Origin of the sequence: Pseudomonas sp. PDM27, assembly GCF_019219205.1 — a bacterium.
Lineage (GTDB): Bacteria > Pseudomonadota > Gammaproteobacteria > Pseudomonadales > Pseudomonadaceae > Aquipseudomonas > Aquipseudomonas laurylsulfatiphila.
The window spans coordinates 1,010,141-1,028,813 of sequence record NZ_JAHUWF010000001.1; the positions used below are offsets into that span (position 1 = coordinate 1,010,141).

The 18,673-nt window shown below is 59.6% G+C and carries 17 protein-coding genes; 13 read left to right on the top strand and 4 right to left on the bottom strand.

What is annotated here, in order from left to right; genetic code table 11:
• Nucleotides 1–53: 53 nt before the first annotated feature.
• Complete coding sequence (locus tag KW838_RS04530) at nt 54–2,465, bottom strand: DNA translocase FtsK (RefSeq protein WP_102699193.1); 2,412 nt, start codon at nt 2,463–2,465, stop codon at nt 54–56.
• A 294-nt stretch (nt 2,466–2,759) separates the two neighbouring features.
• Between KW838_RS04530 and trxB the strand changes: the two genes are divergently transcribed.
• The 4 genes from trxB to infA all read left to right on the top strand — a co-directional run bounded on the left by trxB (nt 2,760) and on the right by infA (nt 5,557).
• Nucleotides 2,760–3,719 (top strand): thioredoxin-disulfide reductase, encoded by a 960-nt coding sequence (gene trxB, locus KW838_RS04535; RefSeq protein ID WP_218500537.1) that lies wholly within the window; start codon nt 2,760–2,762, stop codon nt 3,717–3,719.
• A gap of 62 nt (nt 3,720–3,781) precedes the next feature.
• Complete coding sequence (aat, locus tag KW838_RS04540) at nt 3,782–4,462, top strand: leucyl/phenylalanyl-tRNA--protein transferase (protein WP_218500538.1); 681 nt, start codon at nt 3,782–3,784, stop codon at nt 4,460–4,462.
• A gap of 57 nt (nt 4,463–4,519) precedes the next feature.
• Nucleotides 4,520–5,227, top strand: a complete 708-nt coding sequence (locus KW838_RS04545) for an arginyltransferase (protein WP_102699195.1) — start codon at nt 4,520–4,522, stop codon at nt 5,225–5,227.
• Nucleotides 5,228–5,338: 111 nt separating this feature from the next.
• Nucleotides 5,339–5,557 (top strand): translation initiation factor IF-1, encoded by a 219-nt coding sequence (infA, locus tag KW838_RS04550; RefSeq protein WP_002553999.1) that lies wholly within the window; start codon nt 5,339–5,341, stop codon nt 5,555–5,557.
• Between the two features lie 239 nt (nt 5,558–5,796).
• On the opposite strand, the gene clpA is transcribed toward infA, so the two are convergent.
• Nucleotides 5,797–8,067 carry an ATP-dependent Clp protease ATP-binding subunit ClpA gene (gene clpA, locus KW838_RS04555; RefSeq protein WP_007972069.1) on the bottom strand — a complete coding sequence of 757 codons (2,271 nt, stop codon included), beginning with the start codon at nt 8,065–8,067 and terminating at the stop codon, nt 5,797–5,799.
• A 30-nt stretch (nt 8,068–8,097) separates the two neighbouring features.
• Nucleotides 8,098–8,460 (bottom strand): ATP-dependent Clp protease adapter ClpS, encoded by a 363-nt coding sequence (gene clpS / locus KW838_RS04560; protein WP_015094394.1) that lies wholly within the window; start codon nt 8,458–8,460, stop codon nt 8,098–8,100.
• Between the two features lie 223 nt (nt 8,461–8,683).
• Here clpS and cspD point away from each other — a divergent pair, with 223 nt between their 5' ends.
• Nucleotides 8,684–8,938, top strand: a complete 255-nt coding sequence (gene cspD, locus KW838_RS04565; RefSeq protein ID WP_218500539.1) for a cold shock domain-containing protein CspD — start codon at nt 8,684–8,686, stop codon at nt 8,936–8,938.
• Between the two features lie 80 nt (nt 8,939–9,018).
• On the opposite strand, the gene icd is transcribed toward cspD, so the two are convergent.
• Nucleotides 9,019–10,275, bottom strand: coding sequence for an NADP-dependent isocitrate dehydrogenase (gene icd / locus KW838_RS04570; RefSeq protein WP_007972065.1), 1,257 nt, complete (start codon nt 10,273–10,275; stop codon nt 9,019–9,021).
• Here icd and KW838_RS04575 point away from each other — a divergent pair.
• The 8 genes from KW838_RS04575 (at nt 10,274) to KW838_RS04610 (ending at nt 18,637) form a co-directional block, all read left to right on the top strand.
• Complete coding sequence (locus tag KW838_RS04575; RefSeq protein WP_162831814.1) at nt 10,274–10,441, top strand: hypothetical protein; 168 nt, start codon at nt 10,274–10,276, stop codon at nt 10,439–10,441. The genes icd and KW838_RS04575 overlap by 2 nt on opposite strands.
• 327 nt (nt 10,442–10,768) lie before the next feature.
• Nucleotides 10,769–12,994, top strand: coding sequence for an NADP-dependent isocitrate dehydrogenase (locus KW838_RS04580; RefSeq protein WP_218500540.1), 2,226 nt, complete (start codon nt 10,769–10,771; stop codon nt 12,992–12,994).
• A 214-nt stretch (nt 12,995–13,208) separates the two neighbouring features.
• Nucleotides 13,209–13,655 carry an NUDIX hydrolase gene (locus KW838_RS04585; protein ID WP_102699198.1) on the top strand — a complete coding sequence of 149 codons (447 nt, stop codon included), beginning with the start codon at nt 13,209–13,211 and terminating at the stop codon, nt 13,653–13,655.
• A 59-nt stretch (nt 13,656–13,714) separates the two neighbouring features.
• Complete coding sequence (gene mnmA / locus KW838_RS04590) at nt 13,715–14,848, top strand: tRNA 2-thiouridine(34) synthase MnmA (protein ID WP_007972086.1); 1,134 nt, start codon at nt 13,715–13,717, stop codon at nt 14,846–14,848.
• Complete coding sequence (gene hflD / locus KW838_RS04595) at nt 14,845–15,468, top strand: high frequency lysogenization protein HflD (protein WP_007972088.1); 624 nt, start codon at nt 14,845–14,847, stop codon at nt 15,466–15,468. The genes mnmA and hflD overlap by 4 nt, the downstream gene beginning before the upstream one ends.
• A gap of 124 nt (nt 15,469–15,592) precedes the next feature.
• Nucleotides 15,593–16,963 carry an adenylosuccinate lyase gene (gene purB, locus KW838_RS04600; protein WP_007972090.1) on the top strand — a complete coding sequence of 457 codons (1,371 nt, stop codon included), beginning with the start codon at nt 15,593–15,595 and terminating at the stop codon, nt 16,961–16,963.
• An 86-nt stretch (nt 16,964–17,049) separates the two neighbouring features.
• Nucleotides 17,050–18,219 (top strand): cupin domain-containing protein, encoded by a 1,170-nt coding sequence (locus tag KW838_RS04605; protein WP_218500541.1) that lies wholly within the window; start codon nt 17,050–17,052, stop codon nt 18,217–18,219.
• Nucleotides 18,212–18,637, top strand: a complete 426-nt coding sequence (locus tag KW838_RS04610) for a GNAT family N-acetyltransferase (RefSeq protein ID WP_095966499.1) — start codon at nt 18,212–18,214, stop codon at nt 18,635–18,637. The genes KW838_RS04605 and KW838_RS04610 overlap by 8 nt, the downstream gene beginning before the upstream one ends.
• Nucleotides 18,638–18,673: the final 36 nt, after the last annotated feature.

Genomic DNA, 18,673 nt, shown 5'->3' on the forward strand with positions numbered 1-18,673 from the left:
ACATTCGTGGGAGTGCGAGCGGCGCCAAAGGGCGCCACCCTTTCATATTCGGGTCAGTCGCGCACCGGGCCCGGGGCCAGGACTTCACGCGAACCGTTGGTGTTCATGGACGTCACGACCCCGGCCATTTCCATGGCTTCGATCATGCGCGCGGCGCGGTTGTAGCCGATCTTGAGCTTGCGCTGAACCGCGGAAATGGAGGCGCGACGGCTTTCCAGCACGAACTGGACCGCTTCGTCGTACAGCGCGTCGGCCTCGGGATCGTCACCGTCGCCGCCCCCGCTGCTGCCTTCGAAGCCGCTGCCCGCCTCTTCGACGCCATTGAGGATGTCGTCGTTGTATTCCGGCGCGCCCCGCAGCTTCCAGGCCTCCACCACGCGGTGAACCTCATCGTCGGACACGAAGGCACCGTGAACACGAATCGGCAGACTGGTGCCCGGCGGCATGTACAGCATGTCACCGTGGCCCAGCAGTTGTTCGGCACCGCCCTGATCGATGATGGTCCGCGAGTCGATCTTGCTCGATACCTGGAACGCCATGCGGGTCGGGATGTTGGCCTTGATCAGACCGGTGATCACATCCACCGACGGACGCTGGGTCGCGAGGATCAAGTGAATGCCGGCCGCACGCGCTTTCTGGGCGATACGGGCAATCAGTTCTTCAACCTTCTTGCCGACGATCATCATCATGTCGGCGAATTCGTCGACCACCACCACGATAGTCGGCAGCTTTTGCAGGAGCGGCGCTTCGTCGTGGATGCTTTCGCGCTTGTACAGCGGATCGCTCAACGGCTCGCCGGCGTCCTGGGCTTCCTTGACCTTGGCGTTGAAGCCCGACAGGTTGCGCACGCCCATCTTGGCCATCAGCTTGTAGCGTCGCTCCATCTCGGCAACGCTCCAGCGCAGGGCGTTGGCGGCGTCCTTCATGTCGGTGACTACCGGGCACAGCAGGTGCGGAATGCCCTCGTAGATCGACAGTTCCAACATTTTCGGGTCGATCATGATCAGCTTGGCGTCTTCCGGGCCGGACTTGAACAGGATCGACAGGATCATCGCGTTCACACCCACCGACTTACCGGAACCGGTGGTACCGGCCACCAGCAGGTGCGGCATCTTCGCCAGGTCGGTGATGACCGGCTTGCCGCCGATGTCGTGACCCAGGGCCAGGGTGACCGGGGATTTGAAGTTGTCGTACTCGGGGGTCGACAACACCTCGGAGAAACGCACGATCTGCCGGTCTTCGTTGGGAATCTCGATACCGACCGTGGTCTTGCCCGGAATCACTTCCACCACGCGCACGCTGGTCACGGCCAGGGAACGGGCCAGGTCTTTGGCCAGGTTGGCGATGCGACTGACCTTAACCCCCGCCGCCGGCTGGATTTCGTAACGGGTAATCACCGGGCCCGGGTGGATCGAGTCCACGTTCACTTCGACGCCGAACTCCTTGAGCTTGATTTCCAGCAGGTGGCCGACCGCCGCCAGGGATTCGGGCGAGTAATTGAGCTGTTTCTTTTCCGCGGGATCGAGAATCGAGATCGGCGGCAAGGTGCCTTCCACGGCGCTGTCGACGAACAGTGGCGCCTGTTTCTCTTTTTCGACGCGTTTGCTCGGCGCGGCCGGTTTTGGCGGCGCGGGTGCAATCACCGGCGGCACCTGCTTCTCGCGCTCGGACATGTGCTTGCTCAGGGCCTGCTCACGCTCGATCAACCGCTCCTTGACCTTGGCCTGCTCGCGCTTGTCGGTGACGGTCGGCGCAACCACTTCATCCATACGGTCATCGACTTCACGCAACTGGGCGACCAGCTGTTTGCGTTCGGTACGGGCCGCCCACCAGCGATTGGCCGCGCCCTGGAAGAGTTCGAACAGATCGAGGGTGATCTTGCCGGTGATGTCCATCACCTTGAACCACGACAGGTCGGTAAACACCGTCAGGCCGAACAGGAACAATGCGATGAACAGCAGCGTACTGCCCTGGATATTCAGGGCGTTCCTCGCCAGTTCGCCGAGGCTCTCGCCCAGCGCACCGCCCGCACCGGCCGGCAGACCGGTCGCGGCATGGAAATGGATATGGGCCAGCGCGGCCCCCGACAGCACCAGGAACACCAGGCCGATCAGGCGCCAGGAGAACAGCCAGCCGCTCCACTGCCACGGTTCGTGACGCTGGCGGAAGATCTGGTACGCCTTGACCGCCAGCAGCAACGGGAAGATGTAGGCGAAGTAACCCAGCACCATGAACAGGATATCGGCGCTGTAGGAGCCCGCGGGCCCGCCGAAATTCTGCACGTCGTCGATCTTGCTGTTATGGCTCCAGCCCGGATCATCCTTGCCATAGGTCAGCAAGGCCATCATCAGGAACAGGCACAGTGCACCGATGGCGATCAGCGCACCTTCCTTGAGTCGGTAGTGCAAGTGCTGGCGCCAGAGCGGAACGACGGCTGGTTTAGGTGCTGCGGTGGATTTCTTCAAAACGCTTCTTTTCCTGCGCCAATGGCGCGTCCATCTGTTGAAAGTCTAAAAAACTGCCCAATCCAGGCAGGTAAAAAAGTTAACACACGTAACCGGGACTACTTTTAACACTGCGCCCCGGTTTTTATAAACACGGTGCGCACTGAATATATGTAACACGCAGGGCATTGTACGGGTTTGTACGCACGACGCCATGCTTGAGACCCTTGGGTGTAGCATAGTCAACAGCACATGACATGCTATTCAATTTGAGCATGCATTGTCTTTTGTGACAAAGGCTTATGAGGTGTTTTTATGAGCGAAGCGAAGCATTCCCGCCTGATTGTCCTGGGCTCCGGTCCCGCCGGTTACAGCGCAGCCGTTTATGCCGCCCGCGCCAACCTCAAGCCCGTTGTCATTACCGGCATACAGGCAGGTGGCCAGCTCACCACCACCGTCGAAGTCGATAACTGGCCAGGCGACGTCGAAGGCCTGACCGGCCCCGTGCTGATGGAGCGCATGCAAAAACACGCCGAACGCTTTGCCACCGAGATCGTTTACGACCACATCCACACCGCCAAGTTGCAACAACGGCCGTTCGAACTGATTGGCGATGGCGGCACCTACACCTGCGACGCCCTGATCATTGCCACCGGCGCCAGCGCGCAATACCTGGGCCTGCCGTCGGAGGAAGCATTTGCCGGCAAAGGGGTGTCGGCGTGCGCGACCTGTGACGGGTTCTTCTATCGCAACCAGGTGGTCGCGGTGGTCGGCGGCGGCAACACCGCGGTCGAGGAAGCCTTGTACCTGTCGAACATCGCCAGGGAAGTGCACCTGATCCATCGACGCGACAAACTGCGCTCAGAGAAAATCCTCCAGGACAAACTCTTCGAAAAAGCCACCAACGGCAATATCCGCCTGCATTGGAACCAGAATCTGGACGAAGTGCTCGGCGATGCCAGTGGCGTGACCGGCGCCCGTCTGCGGGACAGCCAAACAGGTGAAACCACAGAGCTGCCGCTGGCCGGGGTGTTTATCGCCATCGGCCACAAACCCAACACCGACCTGTTCATCGGGCAACTGGAAATGCGCGACGGGTATCTGCTGGTCAAGGGCGGCAGCGAAGGCGATGCTACCGCCACGGCGATTGCAGGTGTGTTTGCCGCTGGCGACGTGGCCGACCATGTTTATCGCCAGGCCGTTACATCGGCCGGTGCCGGTTGCATGGCGGCGCTGGACGCCGAAAAATACCTCGACGACATTCCTGCCGTTTGAAGGCAAACTTTATGGCGGGCCAATGCCCGCCACTGCCCTCCCCTTCTGCAAGCCCGGATGCCATGCTGACTTGGTTACAACGCAACACCTTGCATTTCCCACCGCTGGAAAAGGCCATGCGCGACCCCAACGGGCTGCTGGCTGCCGGTGGCGACCTGTCCGCCGATCGGCTGATCTCGGCTTATCGCCACGGCTGCTTCCCATGGTTTTCCGAAGGCCAGCCGATTCTCTGGTGGTCTCCGGACCCGCGCACGGTTTTGTTTCCCGACGAATTGCACGTCTCGCGCAGCCTGAACAAACTGCTGCGCCAGCAACGCTATCAAGTGACCTTCGACCAGGACTTCGCCGCCGTCATTCGCGCTTGTGCGGCGCCCCGGGATTACGCCGACGGCACCTGGATCACCGAAGCGATGCAAGAGGCCTACATCGAGCTGCACAGGCGGGGTCACGCGCACTCGGTGGAAGTGTGGGACGGAGACGAACTGGTCGGCGGCCTGTATGGCCTGGCGATGGGGCAGTTATTTTTTGGCGAGTCCATGTTCAGCCGCGCTGACAACGCCTCGAAATTCGGCTTTGCCACCCTGGTCCGGCATCTGAAAGACTCAGGGTTTGTACTGATCGACTGCCAGATGCCCACCGATCACCTGCATAGTTTGGGAGCCCGGGCGATTCCTCGCCGCGAGTTTGCCAGCTATCTGGCCGGATATCTGGACCAACCCAACCATGCCACCTGGGTTTGCTGAGCGACATTTGCGCGCGTGGCTTACACTTATTCAAAAGCATTATCCCGAGGGTTGATCATGACCGAGTTGGCGCGTTTGAAGTTCTATGCCACTCAGCCGCACTCTTGCAGTTATCTGCCCGATGAGCAGGCCACAACCCTGTTCCTCGACCCTAGCCAGCCCATGGATGTGCATGTCTATGCAGACCTGTCGGAGATGGGGTTTCGTCGCAGTGGCGATCATCTCTACCGGCCGCATTGCCAGAATTGCAATGCCTGCGTTCCGGCGCGCATTCCCGTGGGACAGTTCACGCCCAACCGACAACAGAAACGCATCTTCAAGCGCAACGCGGACTTGCAGGTGCGTCCGGCCAAGCCCCGCTTCAACGAAGAGTACTTCGAGCTTTACCAGCGCTACATCGAACAGCGTCACGCCGATGGCGACATGTATCCGCCAAGTCGCGACCAGTTTTCGACCTTCCTGGTGCGGGACCTGCCGTTTTCACGGTTTTATGAGTTCCGCCTGAACGGCCAGCTGCTGGCCGTCGCCGTCACCGATTTACTGCCGAACGGTCTTTCGGCTGTCTACACCTTCTACGAACCATCCGAAGAGCGTCGCAGCCTTGGGCGCTATGCAATCCTGTGGCAAATCGCCGAGGCCAGGCGACTGGGGCTAGAGGCGGTCTACCTCGGCTACTGGATCAAAAACTGCAAAAAAATGAATTACAAGACTCAATATCGCCCTATTGAGTTGCTGATTAATCAGCGCTGGGTGGTTCTAAACTAGAGCCGGCCCTAAACCCCTTGGCTTAAACCCCACTTTTCGGGCACAATGCACGCCGCTTTTGCCTGGCGCAGTTGCACCGGGCCATTCATTGGACACCGAGGGCTTTACTGCATGTCGAAAGAAGACAGCTTCGAAATGGAAGGCACTGTCGTCGACACCCTGCCCAACACCATGTTTCGTGTGGAGTTGGAAAATGGGCACGTCGTAACCGCGCACATCTCCGGCAAGATGCGCAAGAACTACATCCGTATTCTTACCGGCGACAAAGTGCGCGTAGAGCTGACTCCCTATGACTTGAGCAAAGGGCGCATCACTTACCGCGCCCGCTAATCTGGTCAATACAAGACGCCCGGCTTATGCCGGGCGTTTTTGTTTGTCTGGGATTTAGCTGCCATCACACCAAACCCTGTGGGAGCGGGCTTGCTCGCGAATGCGATCTGTCTGACACAGGGATGCTGGATATGCCGACGCTTTCGCGAGCAAGCCCGCTCCCACAAAGGATTTGTGTATGACCTACAGACAACAAAAAGGCGCCTTTCGGCGCCTTTTTGCTTTGTTGCGGTTTAACGTCAGGCCATCTCGGCCGTGGTCTCGAACTCGAAGGTCAGCTCGCCATCCTTGATGTCGATGTGCACCACACCGCCATGCTCGGCCAGTTCGCCAAAAAGAATCTCCTCCGCCAGTGGGCGCTTGATCTTGTCCTGGATCAGGCGCGCCATTGGGCGAGCACCCATCGCTGCATCGTAGCCACCTTCGGCGAGCCAGCTGCGGGCCGCATCGGTGACTTCCAGCAACACTCGCTTGTCTTCCAGCTGCGCCTGAAGCTCGGTAAGGAACTTGTCCACCACGCTCTTGATGACCTCATGGCTGAGGCGACCAAACTGGATAATGGTGTCCAGACGGTTGCGGAATTCCGGCGTGAAGCTCTTCTTGATCACTTCCATCGCATCGGACGAGTGGTCCTGGAAGGTGAAACCGATCGAAGCACGCGCAGCTGTCTCGGCACCGGCGTTGGTCGTCATGATGACGATCACGTTACGGAAATCCGCCTTGCGCCCGTTGTTATCGGTCAAGGTACCGTGGTCCATGACCTGCAGCAGCAGGTTGAAGACTTCCGGATGCGCTTTCTCGATTTCATCGAGCAACAGCACGCAGTGTGGTTGCTTGGTAATGGCTTCGGTCAGCAGACCGCCCTGGTCGAACCCGACATAACCCGGAGGCGCACCGATCAGACGCGATACGGTGTGGCGCTCCATGTACTCGGACATGTCGAAGCGAATCAGCTCGACACCCAGCGCCTTGGCCAACTGACGCGCCGCTTCGGTTTTACCGACACCGGTAGGCCCTGCGAACAGGAACGAACCGACAGGCTTGTCAGGGGACTTGAGGCCGGCACGGGACAACTTGATCGCGGTGGCCAGCGAATCGATCGCGGCATCCTGACCAAACACGGTCAACTTCAGGTCACGCTCGAGGTTACGCAGCAATTCCTTGTCGGAGCTGGTGACGTGCTTTGGTGGAATCCGCGCGATTTTCGCGACGATGTCTTCGACCTGAGGCACTTCGATGCGCTTGACACGCATCTCGACCGGTTGCAGGCGCTGGTAGGCACCCGCTTCGTCGATCACATCGATCGCTTTGTCCGGCATGTGACGATCATTGATGTAACGCGAAGCCAGTTCGGCAGCCGCGCGCAGGGCCTCATCGCTGTATTCGATATTGTGATGGCTTTCGAAACGCCCCTTCAGGCCGCGCAGAATGCCAATGGTGTCTTCCACCGAAGGCTCCGACACATCGACCTTCTGGAAGCGCCGGGCCAAGGCACGGTCCTTCTCGAAGATGCCGCGGAATTCCTGGAAGGTGGTCGACCCGATGCAACGGATATCACCCGAGGACAGCAACGGCTTGAGCAGGTTCGAGGCATCCATGACACCACCGGACGCAGCACCCGCACCGATGATGGTGTGGATCTCGTCGATGAACAGGATTGCCTGCGGCCGTTTTTTCAGCTCATTGAGCAACGCCTTGAAGCGCTTCTCGAAATCGCCACGGTACTTGGTACCGGCCAGCAGGGCACCCAGGTCGAGGGAGTAAACCACGCTGTTGGCCAGCAGGTCCGGCACCTGGTTGTCGACAATGCGCTTGGCCAGGCCTTCGGCAATCGCGGTTTTACCCACGCCCGCCTCGCCCACCAGCAGCGGGTTGTTCTTGCGTCGACGTGCCAGGATCTGTGCGACACGTTCGACTTCCAGCTCACGCCCCACCAACGGATCGATACGACCCTGGCGCGCGAGTTCGTTGAGGTTGCTGGCATAAGCATCCAGGGGATTGCCCGAGGAAGAAGACTCACCGCCCTCGTCGTCCTGCATATCTTGCTCACCTTCAGAGTGATCGCCATGCCCCGGCACCTTGGAAATGCCATGGGCGATGTAGTTGACGACATCTATGCGGGCAACGCTCTGCTGTTTCAGCAGGAACACCGCCTGACTCTCTTGCTCACTGAAGATCGCGACCAGCACGTTGGCACCAGTCACTTCGCGTTTGCCCGAGCTCTGTACGTGAAACACAGCACGTTGCAGGACACGCTGGAAGCCCAGGGTTGGCTGGGTTTCGCGATCCTCGTCATGCACGGGGATCAATGGCGTGGTGGAGTCGATGAACTCCTGCAGGTCATGCTTGAGTTTGTCGAGGTTTGCGCCGCACGCACGCAGAACGGTGGCGGCAGCCTCATTGTCCAATAGGGCCAGCAGGAGGTGTTCGACGGTCATGAACTCATGACGCTTCGAACGGGCCTCCTTGAAGGCAAGATTGAGGGTGACTTCGAGCTCGCGGTTTAACATAGCTTCACCTCATACCCAAGTGGTCGGCGATTAACCGTCCTTCTCGATTTCACAGAGTAGCGGATGCTGGCTTTCCCTGGCGTACTGGTTGACCTGCATGGCCTTGGTCTCCGCGATGTCGCGGGTAAACACTCCACATACTGCCCGTCCTTCTGTATGGACGGCCAGCATGACCTTGGTCGCCAGCTCGCGATTCAGGTTAAAAAACACCTCGAGCACTTCGACGACGAAATCCATCGGTGTGTAGTCATCATTGAACAAAACCACCTTGTACATCGGCGGCGCCTGTAGAGCAGGCTTTGCCTCCTGAACAGCAATGCCTGCGGAATCGTCGTCGTGTAAATCAGGGCGATCCTGATTGAATGTTAGTCGAATCTGGCTGATTGCATGCATGGAAAGAAAGGTTCGTCAGTTGTTCAAATACAGTGGTGGGGGCGGCTATCAGCGATTTCAACTCCGACTGCCGGTCAGCTTGACTATCGGCAAAAGGGTGTTACAACCAATAGAGCCCACAGTGGGTAAAAAAGGTCCGCGGAGTCAAACTTATTTACAGGTTCGACTGCGGATGTAGTGGATGATACTCCAGTGATGGAGTCTGTTGCAGAGGGAGTTGGGTATGGCAGTCGGCAAGGTGAAGTGGTTCAACAACGCCAAGGGTTACGGATTCATCAACGAGGAAGGCAAGACAGAAGATCTGTTTGCCCACTACTCGGCCATTAAAATGGAAGGTTATAAAACCCTGAAAGCCGGGCAAGCCGTCGTATTCGACATCATCCAGGGGCCCAAAGGCCTTCACGCGGTCAACATCACCAACCCGGTAGATGCCTTGAAAGCCGCGACACAGTCACCTGAGCAGACCGTTTCGGTTTAACACCGCCGGGTCAACCAGCCATAAAAAAACCGCCTGACTCAACTTCTTGAATCAGGCGGTTTTTGTGTACCTGCGTTTTCTTACATGTGCGAGATCAGCGCATCACCGAAACCGGAAGACGACACCAGTTTCGCCCCTTCCATCAGACGCTCGAAATCATAGGTCACGGTCTTGGCGGAAATCGCGCCATTGGTGCCCTTGATGATCAGGTCGGCCGCTTCGGTCCAGCCCATGTGGCGCAGCATCATCTCAGCGGAGAGGATCAGCGAACCCGGGTTGACCTGGTCCTTGCCGGCGTACTTCGGCGCCGTACCGTGGGTGGCTTCGAACATGGCCACGGTGTCGGACAGGTTGGCACCCGGTGCGATACCGATACCGCCCACTTCCGCCGCCAGGGCGTCGGAGAGGTAGTCACCGTTCAGGTTCAGGGTCGCGATCACATCGTACTCGGCCGGGCGCAGCAGGATCTGCTGGAGCATGGCGTCGGCGATGGCATCCTTGACGATGACGTTCTTGCCGGTTTTCGGGTTCTTGAACTGCATCCACGGACCGCCGTCGAGCAGGGTCGCGCCGAATTCTTCAGCCGCCACTTCGTAGGCCCATTCCTTGAAGGCACCTTCGGTGAACTTCATGATGTTGCCTTTGTGCACGATGGTCAGCGAATCGCGATCGTTGTCGACCACATATTGCAGGGCCTTGCGCGCCAGACGCTTGGTGCCTTGCAGCGAAACCGGCTTGACACCGATACCGCAGTTCTCGTCGAAACGGATCTTGGTGACGCCCATTTCTTCTTTAAGGAACTTGATGACCTTGGTGGCTTCCGGCGTACCGGCCTTCCACTCGATACCCGCATAGATGTCTTCGGAGTTCTCGCGGAAGATGGTCATGTCGACATCACCCGGCTTCTTGACCGGGCTAGGCACGCCTTCGAACCAGCGCACCGGACGCAGGCAGACGTACAGGTCGAGTTGCTGGCGCAGGGCCACGTTCAGCGAACGGATGCCGCCACCGACCGGGGTGGTCAGCGGGCCCTTGATGGAAACCACGTAATCCTTGACCGCGTCCAGGGTTTCCTGAGGCAGCCAGGTGTCCTGATCGTAGACCTGAGTCGCTTTTTCCCCGGCGTACACCTCCATCCAGGAAATCTTGCGCTCGCCACCATAAGCCTTCTTAACAGCAGCATCGACAACCTTGATCATGACCGGGCTGATGTCGACACCAATGCCGTCGCCTTCGATGAAGGGGATGATCGGGTTATTAGGAACATTGAGAGAATGGTCTGCATTGACGGTGATTTTGTCGCCGACGGCTGGAACCTGAATCTTCTTGTAACCCATGCTGAACTCCATTGATTGGATTGAACATCTGGCTTGGTTCGAGCGTAACCCAGTTGAATCGGCGCGCAAACCCTATGTTCTATCCATATGCCGCAAAGCCGCACAACCAGCGGCCTACAAGCCTGAAAGCAAAGGGAAAAACGCCAAACTCAAGCACGACGAATGACCTTACGCCCTCCTCGCCCCTGCGACCTTTAGACCAATGGACGACATTCGTTGCGTATGAACCATCGGCAGATTGCCAGCTACCTATGTATAATGCCGCCGCTGACTAAAGGGTCACGACGTGTTGAACGGCTCTACGACGAGAGTTTCAACCCGATAAGTCGGTCTGTTACCGCAGCCCGACTGCTTGACGCCCCACTGATGCACCCAACATCACAGCAACGAAACCTCGATATTCGGCTCATGGATGACTTTGAACGAACGCGCTTACCCGGCGCCCTCGAGTTTCTGCGCACGCTTTAGCAAAGAAGAGAGAGTTAATCCGAATATGCCCACCCGCTCGAAGATCATCTATACCTTCACCGACGAAGCTCCTGCCCTCGCCACCTATTCACTGTTGCCTATCGTAGAGGCGTTCACCGCCTCGGCTGATATCGCCGTTGAAACCCGCGATATCTCTCTTGCAGGGCGCATCCTGGCCAGCTTCCCCGAGCAACTGGGTGACAAAGCCGTAGCCGACCACCTCGCCGAACTGGGCGCCCTGGCCGTTACGCCTGAAGCCAACATCATCAAGCTGCCGAACATCAGTGCTTCGGTTCCACAACTGCAAGCCGCGATCAAAGAGCTGCAAGCCCAGGGCTACAACCTGCCGGACTACCCGGAAACCGTGACCTGCGACGCCGACAAAGAAGCCAAGGCGCGCTACGACAAGGTCAAGGGCAGCGCCGTGAACCCGGTTCTGCGTGAAGGCAACTCCGACCGTCGCGCTCCGCTGTCGGTCAAGAACTACGCGCGCAAGCACCCGCACAAAATGGGCGCCTGGGCCAAGGACTCCAAGTCCCACGTTGCGCACATGAGCACCGGCGATTTCTACGGCAGCGAAAAAGCCGCCCTGATCGACGCCGCTGACGCCGTGAAAATCGAACTGATCGCTCAAGACGGCACCGCCACCGTCCTGAAAGAAAAGACCAGCGTACAAGCCGGTGAGATCCTCGATTGCGCGGTCATGAGCAAAAACGCCCTGCGCAGCTTCATCGCCGCCGAAATCGAAGACGCCAAGGCACAAGGCGTGCTGCTGTCGGTTCACCTGAAAGCCACCATGATGAAGGTCTCCGACCCGATCATGTTCGGCCAGATCGTTGCCGAGTTCTATAAAGACGCACTGGCCAAGCACGCTGACGTGCTGGCACAGATCGGCTTCAACCTGAACAACGGCATCGGCGACCTGTACGCTCGCATCAAGGCCCTGCCTGCTGAACAGCAAGCGGCCATCGAAGCTGACATCCAGGCGGTCTACGCCGCTCGCCCTTCCCTGGCGATGGTCAACTCCGACAAAGGCATCACCAACCTGCACGTGCCGAGCGACGTGATCGTCGACGCCTCGATGCCAGCGATGATCCGCGACTCCGGCAAGATGTGGGGCACCGACGGCCAGTTGCACGACACCAAGGCCGTGATCCCGGATCGTTGCTACGCGACCATCTACCAGGCCGTGATCGAAGATTGCAAAGCCAACGGCGCATTCGATCCGACCACCATGGGCAGCGTGCCGAACGTTGGCCTGATGGCGAAGAAAGCCGAAGAGTACGGTTCCCACGACAAGACCTTCCAGATCAAGGCTGACGGCGTTGTTCGCGTCACCGACAGCAAGGGCAACCTGCTGCTGGAGCAGTCGGTCGAAGCCGGCGACATCTTCCGCATGTGCCAGACCAAAGACGCGCCGATCCAGGACTGGGTCAAACTGGCCGTCAACCGTGCTCGCGCCAGCAGCACTCCGGCGATTTTCTGGCTGGACCCAATGCGCGCCCACGACGGCGTGGTGATCGAGAAAGTTCAGGCCTACCTGAAGGATCACGACACTGCCGGCCTGGACATCCAGATCATGTCGCCTGTCGACGCCATGAAGTTCACCCTGCAGCGCACCCGCGAAGGCAAGGACACCATCTCGGTGACCGGCAACGTACTGCGCGACTACCTGACCGACCTGTTCCCGATCATGGAACTGGGCACCAGCGCCAAGATGCTGTCGATCGTGCCGCTGATGAACGGCGGTGGCCTGTTCGAAACCGGCGCCGGCGGTTCGGCGCCGAAGCACGTTCAGCAACTGCTGGAAGAGAACTTCCTGCGCTGGGATTCGCTGGGTGAATTCCTGGCCCTGGCCGCGTCCCTGGAACACCTGGGCGTGACCTACAACAATCCAAAGGCGCTGGTACTGGCCAAGACCCTGGACCAAGCCACCGGCCAGTTCCTGGACAACAACAAGTCGCCATCGCGCAAAGTCGGCAACATCGACAACCGCGGCAGCCACTTCTACCTGGCGCTGTACTGGGCTCAAGCCCTGGCCGCCCAGACCGAAGACACTGCACTGCAAGCGCAGTTCGCGACCCTGGCCAAAACCCTGACCGAGAACGAGGCGACCATCGTTGCCGAACTCAACGCCGTTCAGGGCAAGCCAGTGGACATCGGCGGTTACTACCACGCCGACGCCGAGCTGATCAGCAAGGCCATGCGCCCAAGCGCAACCTTCAACGCAGCGGTTGCAGCGCTGGTTTAAGGTTGTAAGGAAGCACCACAAACCCCGGCCATGTGCCGGGGTTTGTGTTTTCTGGCCTTCACACAACTTTATCTGTCGAAATCGGACCCCGTGGGAGCGAGCCTGCTCGCGAATGCGGTTTATCATTCAACATCAATGCTGGCTGACCCACCGCTTTCGCGAGCAGGCTCGCTCCCACATTAATCGCATTCCAAGCTTAATCTGAGGACACTTCATGGACTGGAAACCCCACATCACCGTCGCCACCATCGTCGAAGACAACGGCCGCTTCCTGATGGTCGAAGAACTCAAGCACGGTCGCGTGGTGCTCAACCAGCCCGCAGGCCACCTGGATCCGAACGAAACCCTGACCGAAGCCGCCGTGCGCGAAACCCTCGAGGAAACTGGCTGGGATGTCGAACCGACCGGCGTACTGGGCATTTACCTCTACACCGCCCCGAGCAACGGCGTGACCTACCAGCGGGTCTGCTTCATCGCCAAAGCGCTGAAACACCACCCCGATTATCAACTGGACGACGGCATCGTCGGCGCCAAGTGGTTGACCCGCGAGGAATTAATCGAGCAGCGCGACAACTGGCGCAGCGAGCTGATCATGCGCTGCATCGATGACTATCTGGCAGGCCAACACTTCGGCCTTGAATTGATCCGTCCTTCTCTTTAGCCATGCAGGCTCCGGCCTGTTAGAATCGCGTCCTTTTTCAAGACACTCATTGAATCCCTATGCGTGATCCAGCCCCTTCTGACACACAAAAGAAGCGCGTCATTGTCGGCATGTCCGGCGGCGTGGACTCTTCCGTTTCCGCCCTCCTGCTGATCGAGCAGGGTTATGAGGTGGAAGGCCTGTTCATGAAGAACTGGGAAGAAGACGATGGAACGGAATACTGCACCGCCATGGATGACCTGGCGGACGCCCAGGCCGTGTGCGACAAGATCGGCATCAAGCTGCACACCGCCAACTTCGCCGCCGAGTACTGGGACAACGTGTTCGAGCATTTCCTGGCCGAATACAAGGCCGGACGCACGCCGAACCCGGACATCCTGTGCAACCGCGAAATCAAGTTCAAGGCGTTCCTCGACTACGCCATGATGCTTGGCGCCGACCTGATCGCCACCGGCCACTACGTGCGTCGCCGCGACATCGATGGCCGCACCGAACTGCTCAAGGGCCTGGACCCGAACAAGGACCAGAGCTACTTCCTGCACGCCGTCGGCGGCGAACAGATCGCCAAGACCCTGTTCCCGGTCGGCGAGCTGGAAAAACCGCAAGTGCGCGCGATTGCCGAAAAGTACGAACTGGCGACCGCGAAGAAGAAGGACTCCACCGGGATCTGCTTCATCGGCGAGCGCCGCTTCAGCGACTTCCTCAAACAGTACCTGCCGGCACAACCGGGCGAGATCAAGACCACCGAAGGTGAAATCATCGGCCGCCATCATGGCCTGATGTATCACACCATCGGCCAGCGCCAGGGCCTGGGCATCGGCGGCCTGAAAGACGCCAGCGACGAGCCGTGGTACGTGCTGATCAAGGACCTGGAGCACAACGAGCTGATCGTCGGCCAGGGCAATGACCACCCGTGGCTGTTCTCCCGCGCCCTGCTCGCCTCCGATATCTACTGGGTCAACCCGATCGACCTGAGCCAGCCACGCAAGCTGACCGCCAAGGTTCGTTATCGCCAGAGCGACCAGCCCTGCACCCTGGAAAAAACCGCCACCGGTTATCGCGCGACCTTCGATGATCCGCAACGCGCGGTCACTCCGGGCCAGTCCGTGGTGTTCTATGACGGTGAGATCTGCCTCGGCGGCGGCGTGATTGAAGTCGCCGAGCCGTGGACGAGCAAGGGCCAGGCCCTATGAACCCGATTCAGGAGCAACTGACAGCACTGGGCGGCGTGTTTCTCGCCGCGGTGCTGGTGGACAGGATTGCCAAGAGCGGCCAGACCAACGAGGCCGGCCTGAGCTGCATGCTCGGCAGCCTGCTGATCCGTGACCCCAAGGACACCCTGGAAGTCTATGGCGGCGATGACATCAACCTGCGTGAAGGCTATCGCGCCCTGATCGGCGCCCTCGAGCGCGACCCGAGCGCCCTGCAGCGCGAGCCGCTGCGCTATGCCCTGGCGATGCTCGGTCTTGAGCGCCAACTGGCAAAACGTGGCGACATGCTCGAGGTGATCGGCAAGCGTTTGCCGCAGATCCAGTCCCAGGTCGAACACTTCGGCCCGGCGCACGAAAACGTGATCGCCGCCTGCGGCGCGCTGTACCAGGACACGTTGAGCACCCTGCGCCAACGTATCCAGGTGCACGGCGACATGCGCAACCTGCAACAACCGAGCAACGCCTCGAAAATTCGCGCCCTGCTGCTGGCCGGCATCCGTTCTGCACGCCTGTGGCGGCAATTGGGCGGTCATCGCTGGCAGTTGGTAATCAGCCGTCGAAAATTGCTCAAAGAGCTTTACCCCTTGATGCGTAACGAATAACCCGCATCGACAGCACCGAACTCTGCAATACGCGTAATACGCCGGTCAGTTGGCGACGGACCGGCGGATTTTTTCATGTATGATACGCGCCCCATTTCGTTGCCCGACTGTCCGAGAACACCCCATGCAGCTCTCTTCGCTCACTGCGGTTTCCCCTGTTGACGGCCGCTACGCCGGCAAAACCCAGGCCCTGCGCCCAATTTTCAGCGAGTACGGCCTGATCCGTGCCCGCGTTCTGGTTGAAGTGCGCTGGCTCCAGCGCCTGGCCGCTCACCCTGCCATCAGCGAAGTGCCGGCGTTCTCCGCCGAAGCCAACGCTGTGCTCAACACCCTGGCGGAAAACTTCTCTCTGGAGCACGCCGAGCGCGTCAAAGAGATCGAGCGCACCACCAACCACGACGTCAAGGCCATCGAATACCTGCTCAAAGAGCAAGCGGCCAAGCTGCCGGAGCTGGCCAAGGTCAGCGAGTTCATCCACTTTGCCTGCACCAGCGAGGACATCAACAACCTGTCCCACGCCCTGATGCTGCGCGAAGGCCGTGATGACGTGATGCTGCCGCTGATGCGCCAGACCGCCAACGCCATCCGCGAACTGGCCATCCGTTTCGCCGACGTGCCGATGCTATCGCGCACCCACGGTCAACCGGCCTCGCCGACCACCCTGGGCAAAGAACTGGCGAACGTGGTTTACCGCCTTGAGCGCCAGATCGCTCAAGTCGCTGCCGTTCCGCTGCTGGGCAAGATCAACGGCGCTGTCGGCAACTACAACGCCCACCTGTCGGCCTACCCTGAGATCGACTGGGAAGCCAATGCCCGCGCCTTCATCGAAGACGAGCTGGGCCTGGGCTTCAACCCGTACACCACGCAGATCGAACCGCACGACTACATTGCCGAGCTGTTCGACGCGATCGCCCGCTTCAACACCATCCTGATCGACTTCGACCGCGACATCTGGGGCTACATCTCCCTGGGTTACTTCAAACAGCGCACCATCGCTGGCGAAATCGGTTCGTCGACCATGCCGCACAAGGTCAACCCGATCGACTTCGAAAACTCCGAAGGCAACCTGGGCATCGCCAACGCCCTGTTCCAGCACCTGGCGAGCAAGCTGCCGATCTCCCGCTGGCAGCGCGACCTGACCGACTCCACCGTACTGCGTAACCTCGGTGTCGGCTTCGCCCACAGCGTGATCGCGTACGAAGCCAGCCTCAAGGGCATCAGCAAGCTTGAGCTCAACGAGCAGAAGATTGCCGCCGACCTGGACGCTTGCTGGGAAGTATTGGCCGAGCCGATCCAGACCGTGATGCGTCGCTACAACATCGAAAACCCGTACGAAAAACTGAAAGAACTGACCCGTGGCAAGGGCATCAGCCCTGAAGCGCTGCAGACTTTCATCGACGGCCTGGACATGCCAGCCGCCGCCAAGGCCGAGCTGAAACTGCTCACCCCGGCGAACTACATCGGCAACGCTGTAGAGCAAGCCAAACGCATCTGATCGATCGCTAGACCCTTTGAAGACGCCCGGCCGCGCCGGGCGTTTTTATTCCCGTCTGAAAAGTGCATTTTTTCAATAGGTTACACATGAATCCTGATATTCCTCTTCAACTTCTGGGCGGCATCACGGCACGGGAATTCCTGCGCGATTACTGGCAGAAAAAGCCGCTGTTGATCCGTCAGGCGATTCCTGATTTCGAAAGCCCGATCGACGCCGACGAACTGGCCGGCCTGGCGCTGGAAGAAGAAGTCGAATCGCGCCTGATCATCGAGAATGGCGAGCGTCCATGGGAACTGCGTCGCGGCCCGTTCGCCGAAGATGAATTCAGCAAGCTGCCTGAGCGTGACTGGACCCTGCTGGTTCAGGCCGTGGATCAGTTCGTCCCGGAAGTCAGCGAACTGCTGGAAAACTTCCGCTTCCTGCCGAGCTGGCGCATCGACGACGTGATGATCAGCTACGCCGCGCCAGGTGGCAGCGTGGGTCCGCACTTCGACAACTACGACGTGTTCCTGCTGCAAGGCCACGGCAAGCGCAACTGGAAGATCGGCCAGATGTGCAACGCCGAGAGCCCGATGCTGACCCACGCCGACCTGCGCATCCTCTCCGAATTCGAAGCCACCGATGAATGGGTGCTGGAACCGGGCGACATGCTCTACCTGCCGCCGCGCCTGGCTCACTGCGGCGTCGCCGTGGATGACTGCATGACCTACTCGGTGGGCTTCCGCGCGCCGAGCGCCGCTGAAGTGCTGACCCACTTCACCGACTTCCTCAGCCAGTTCCTGTCGGACGAAGAACGCTACACCGACGCCGACGCCTTGCCGGCTGCCGATCCTCACCAGATCCAGCGCGATGCACTCGACCGCCTCAAAGGCCTGCTGGCCGAGCACATGAGCGACGAGCGCCTGCTGCTGACCTGGTTCGGCCAGTTCATGACCGAGCCACGCTACCCGGAACTGGTGGTGGGTCCGGAAGACGTCGAAGAAGAGGACTTCATGTCCGCCCTGGAGCAAGGCGCGATCCTGATTCGCAACCCGAGCGCGCGCCTGGCGTGGTCCGAAGTCGATGACGACCTGCTGCTGTTCGCCAGCGGCCAGAGCCGTTACCTGCCGGGCAAACTGCGCGAACTGCTGAAGATGATCTGCGCCGCCGACGCGCTGCACACCGACAACCTCGGCGAATGGTTGAACGATGAAGACGGCCGCGGCCTCTTGTGCGAACTGGTCAAGCAAGGAAGCCTGGGGTTTGCCGATGAATAAGATTCACGTACGTGTCGCAGACTGGCAAAAGGACAACGCCGAGATCCGGCGCATTCGTGAAGCGGTGTTCGTCGCCGAGCAATCCGTTCCGCCAGAACTGGAATGGGACGCCGATGACATTGATGCCGTGCATTTCCTCGCTTACGAAGGCGACTTTCCGATTGGCACCGCGCGCCTGCTGCCCGATGGACATGTCGGCCGGGTCTCGGTACTCAAGGACTGGCGCGGCCTGAAAGTCGGCGATGCATTGATGCAAGCGGTCATCGGCGAAGCCGAAGAGCGCGGACTCAAGCAGCAGATGCTCAGCGCCCAGGTACAAGCCACGGCGTTCTATGAGCGCCTGGGCTTTCACATGGTCAGTGAGGAGTTCCTGGAAGCCGGGATTCCGCATGTGGACATGGTGCGGCATTCGGCCTGAGACCGAGTCGCCTACATCGTCGGAACGCCGCCCGGA

Excerpts from the sequence above, each read along its gene's own strand:
- trxB (WP_218500537.1), top strand. The coding sequence starts at position 2,760 with ATGAGCGAAGCGAAGCATTCCCGCCTGATTGTCCTGGGCTCCGGTCCC.
- aat (WP_218500538.1), top strand. The coding sequence starts at position 3,782 with ATGCTGACTTGGTTACAACGCAACACCTTGCATTTCCCACCGCTGGAA.
- KW838_RS04545 (WP_102699195.1), top strand. The coding sequence starts at position 4,520 with ATGACCGAGTTGGCGCGTTTGAAGTTCTATGCCACTCAGCCGCACTCT.
- infA (WP_002553999.1), top strand. The coding sequence starts at position 5,339 with ATGTCGAAAGAAGACAGCTTCGAAATGGAAGGCACTGTCGTCGACACC.
- clpA (WP_007972069.1), bottom strand. The coding sequence starts at position 8,067 with ATGTTAAACCGCGAGCTCGAAGTCACCCTCAATCTTGCCTTCAAGGAG.
- clpS (WP_015094394.1), bottom strand. The coding sequence starts at position 8,460 with ATGCATGCAATCAGCCAGATTCGACTAACATTCAATCAGGATCGCCCT.
- cspD (WP_218500539.1), top strand. The coding sequence starts at position 8,684 with ATGGCAGTCGGCAAGGTGAAGTGGTTCAACAACGCCAAGGGTTACGGA.
- KW838_RS04575 (WP_162831814.1), top strand. The coding sequence starts at position 10,274 with ATGCTGAACTCCATTGATTGGATTGAACATCTGGCTTGGTTCGAGCGT.
- icd (WP_007972065.1), bottom strand. The coding sequence starts at position 10,275 with ATGGGTTACAAGAAGATTCAGGTTCCAGCCGTCGGCGACAAAATCACC.
- KW838_RS04580 (WP_218500540.1), top strand. The coding sequence starts at position 10,769 with ATGCCCACCCGCTCGAAGATCATCTATACCTTCACCGACGAAGCTCCT.
- KW838_RS04585 (WP_102699198.1), top strand. The coding sequence starts at position 13,209 with ATGGACTGGAAACCCCACATCACCGTCGCCACCATCGTCGAAGACAAC.
- mnmA (WP_007972086.1), top strand. The coding sequence starts at position 13,715 with ATGCGTGATCCAGCCCCTTCTGACACACAAAAGAAGCGCGTCATTGTC.
- hflD (WP_007972088.1), top strand. The coding sequence starts at position 14,845 with ATGAACCCGATTCAGGAGCAACTGACAGCACTGGGCGGCGTGTTTCTC.
- purB (WP_007972090.1), top strand. The coding sequence starts at position 15,593 with ATGCAGCTCTCTTCGCTCACTGCGGTTTCCCCTGTTGACGGCCGCTAC.
- KW838_RS04605 (WP_218500541.1), top strand. The coding sequence starts at position 17,050 with ATGAATCCTGATATTCCTCTTCAACTTCTGGGCGGCATCACGGCACGG.
- KW838_RS04610 (WP_095966499.1), top strand. The coding sequence starts at position 18,212 with ATGAATAAGATTCACGTACGTGTCGCAGACTGGCAAAAGGACAACGCC.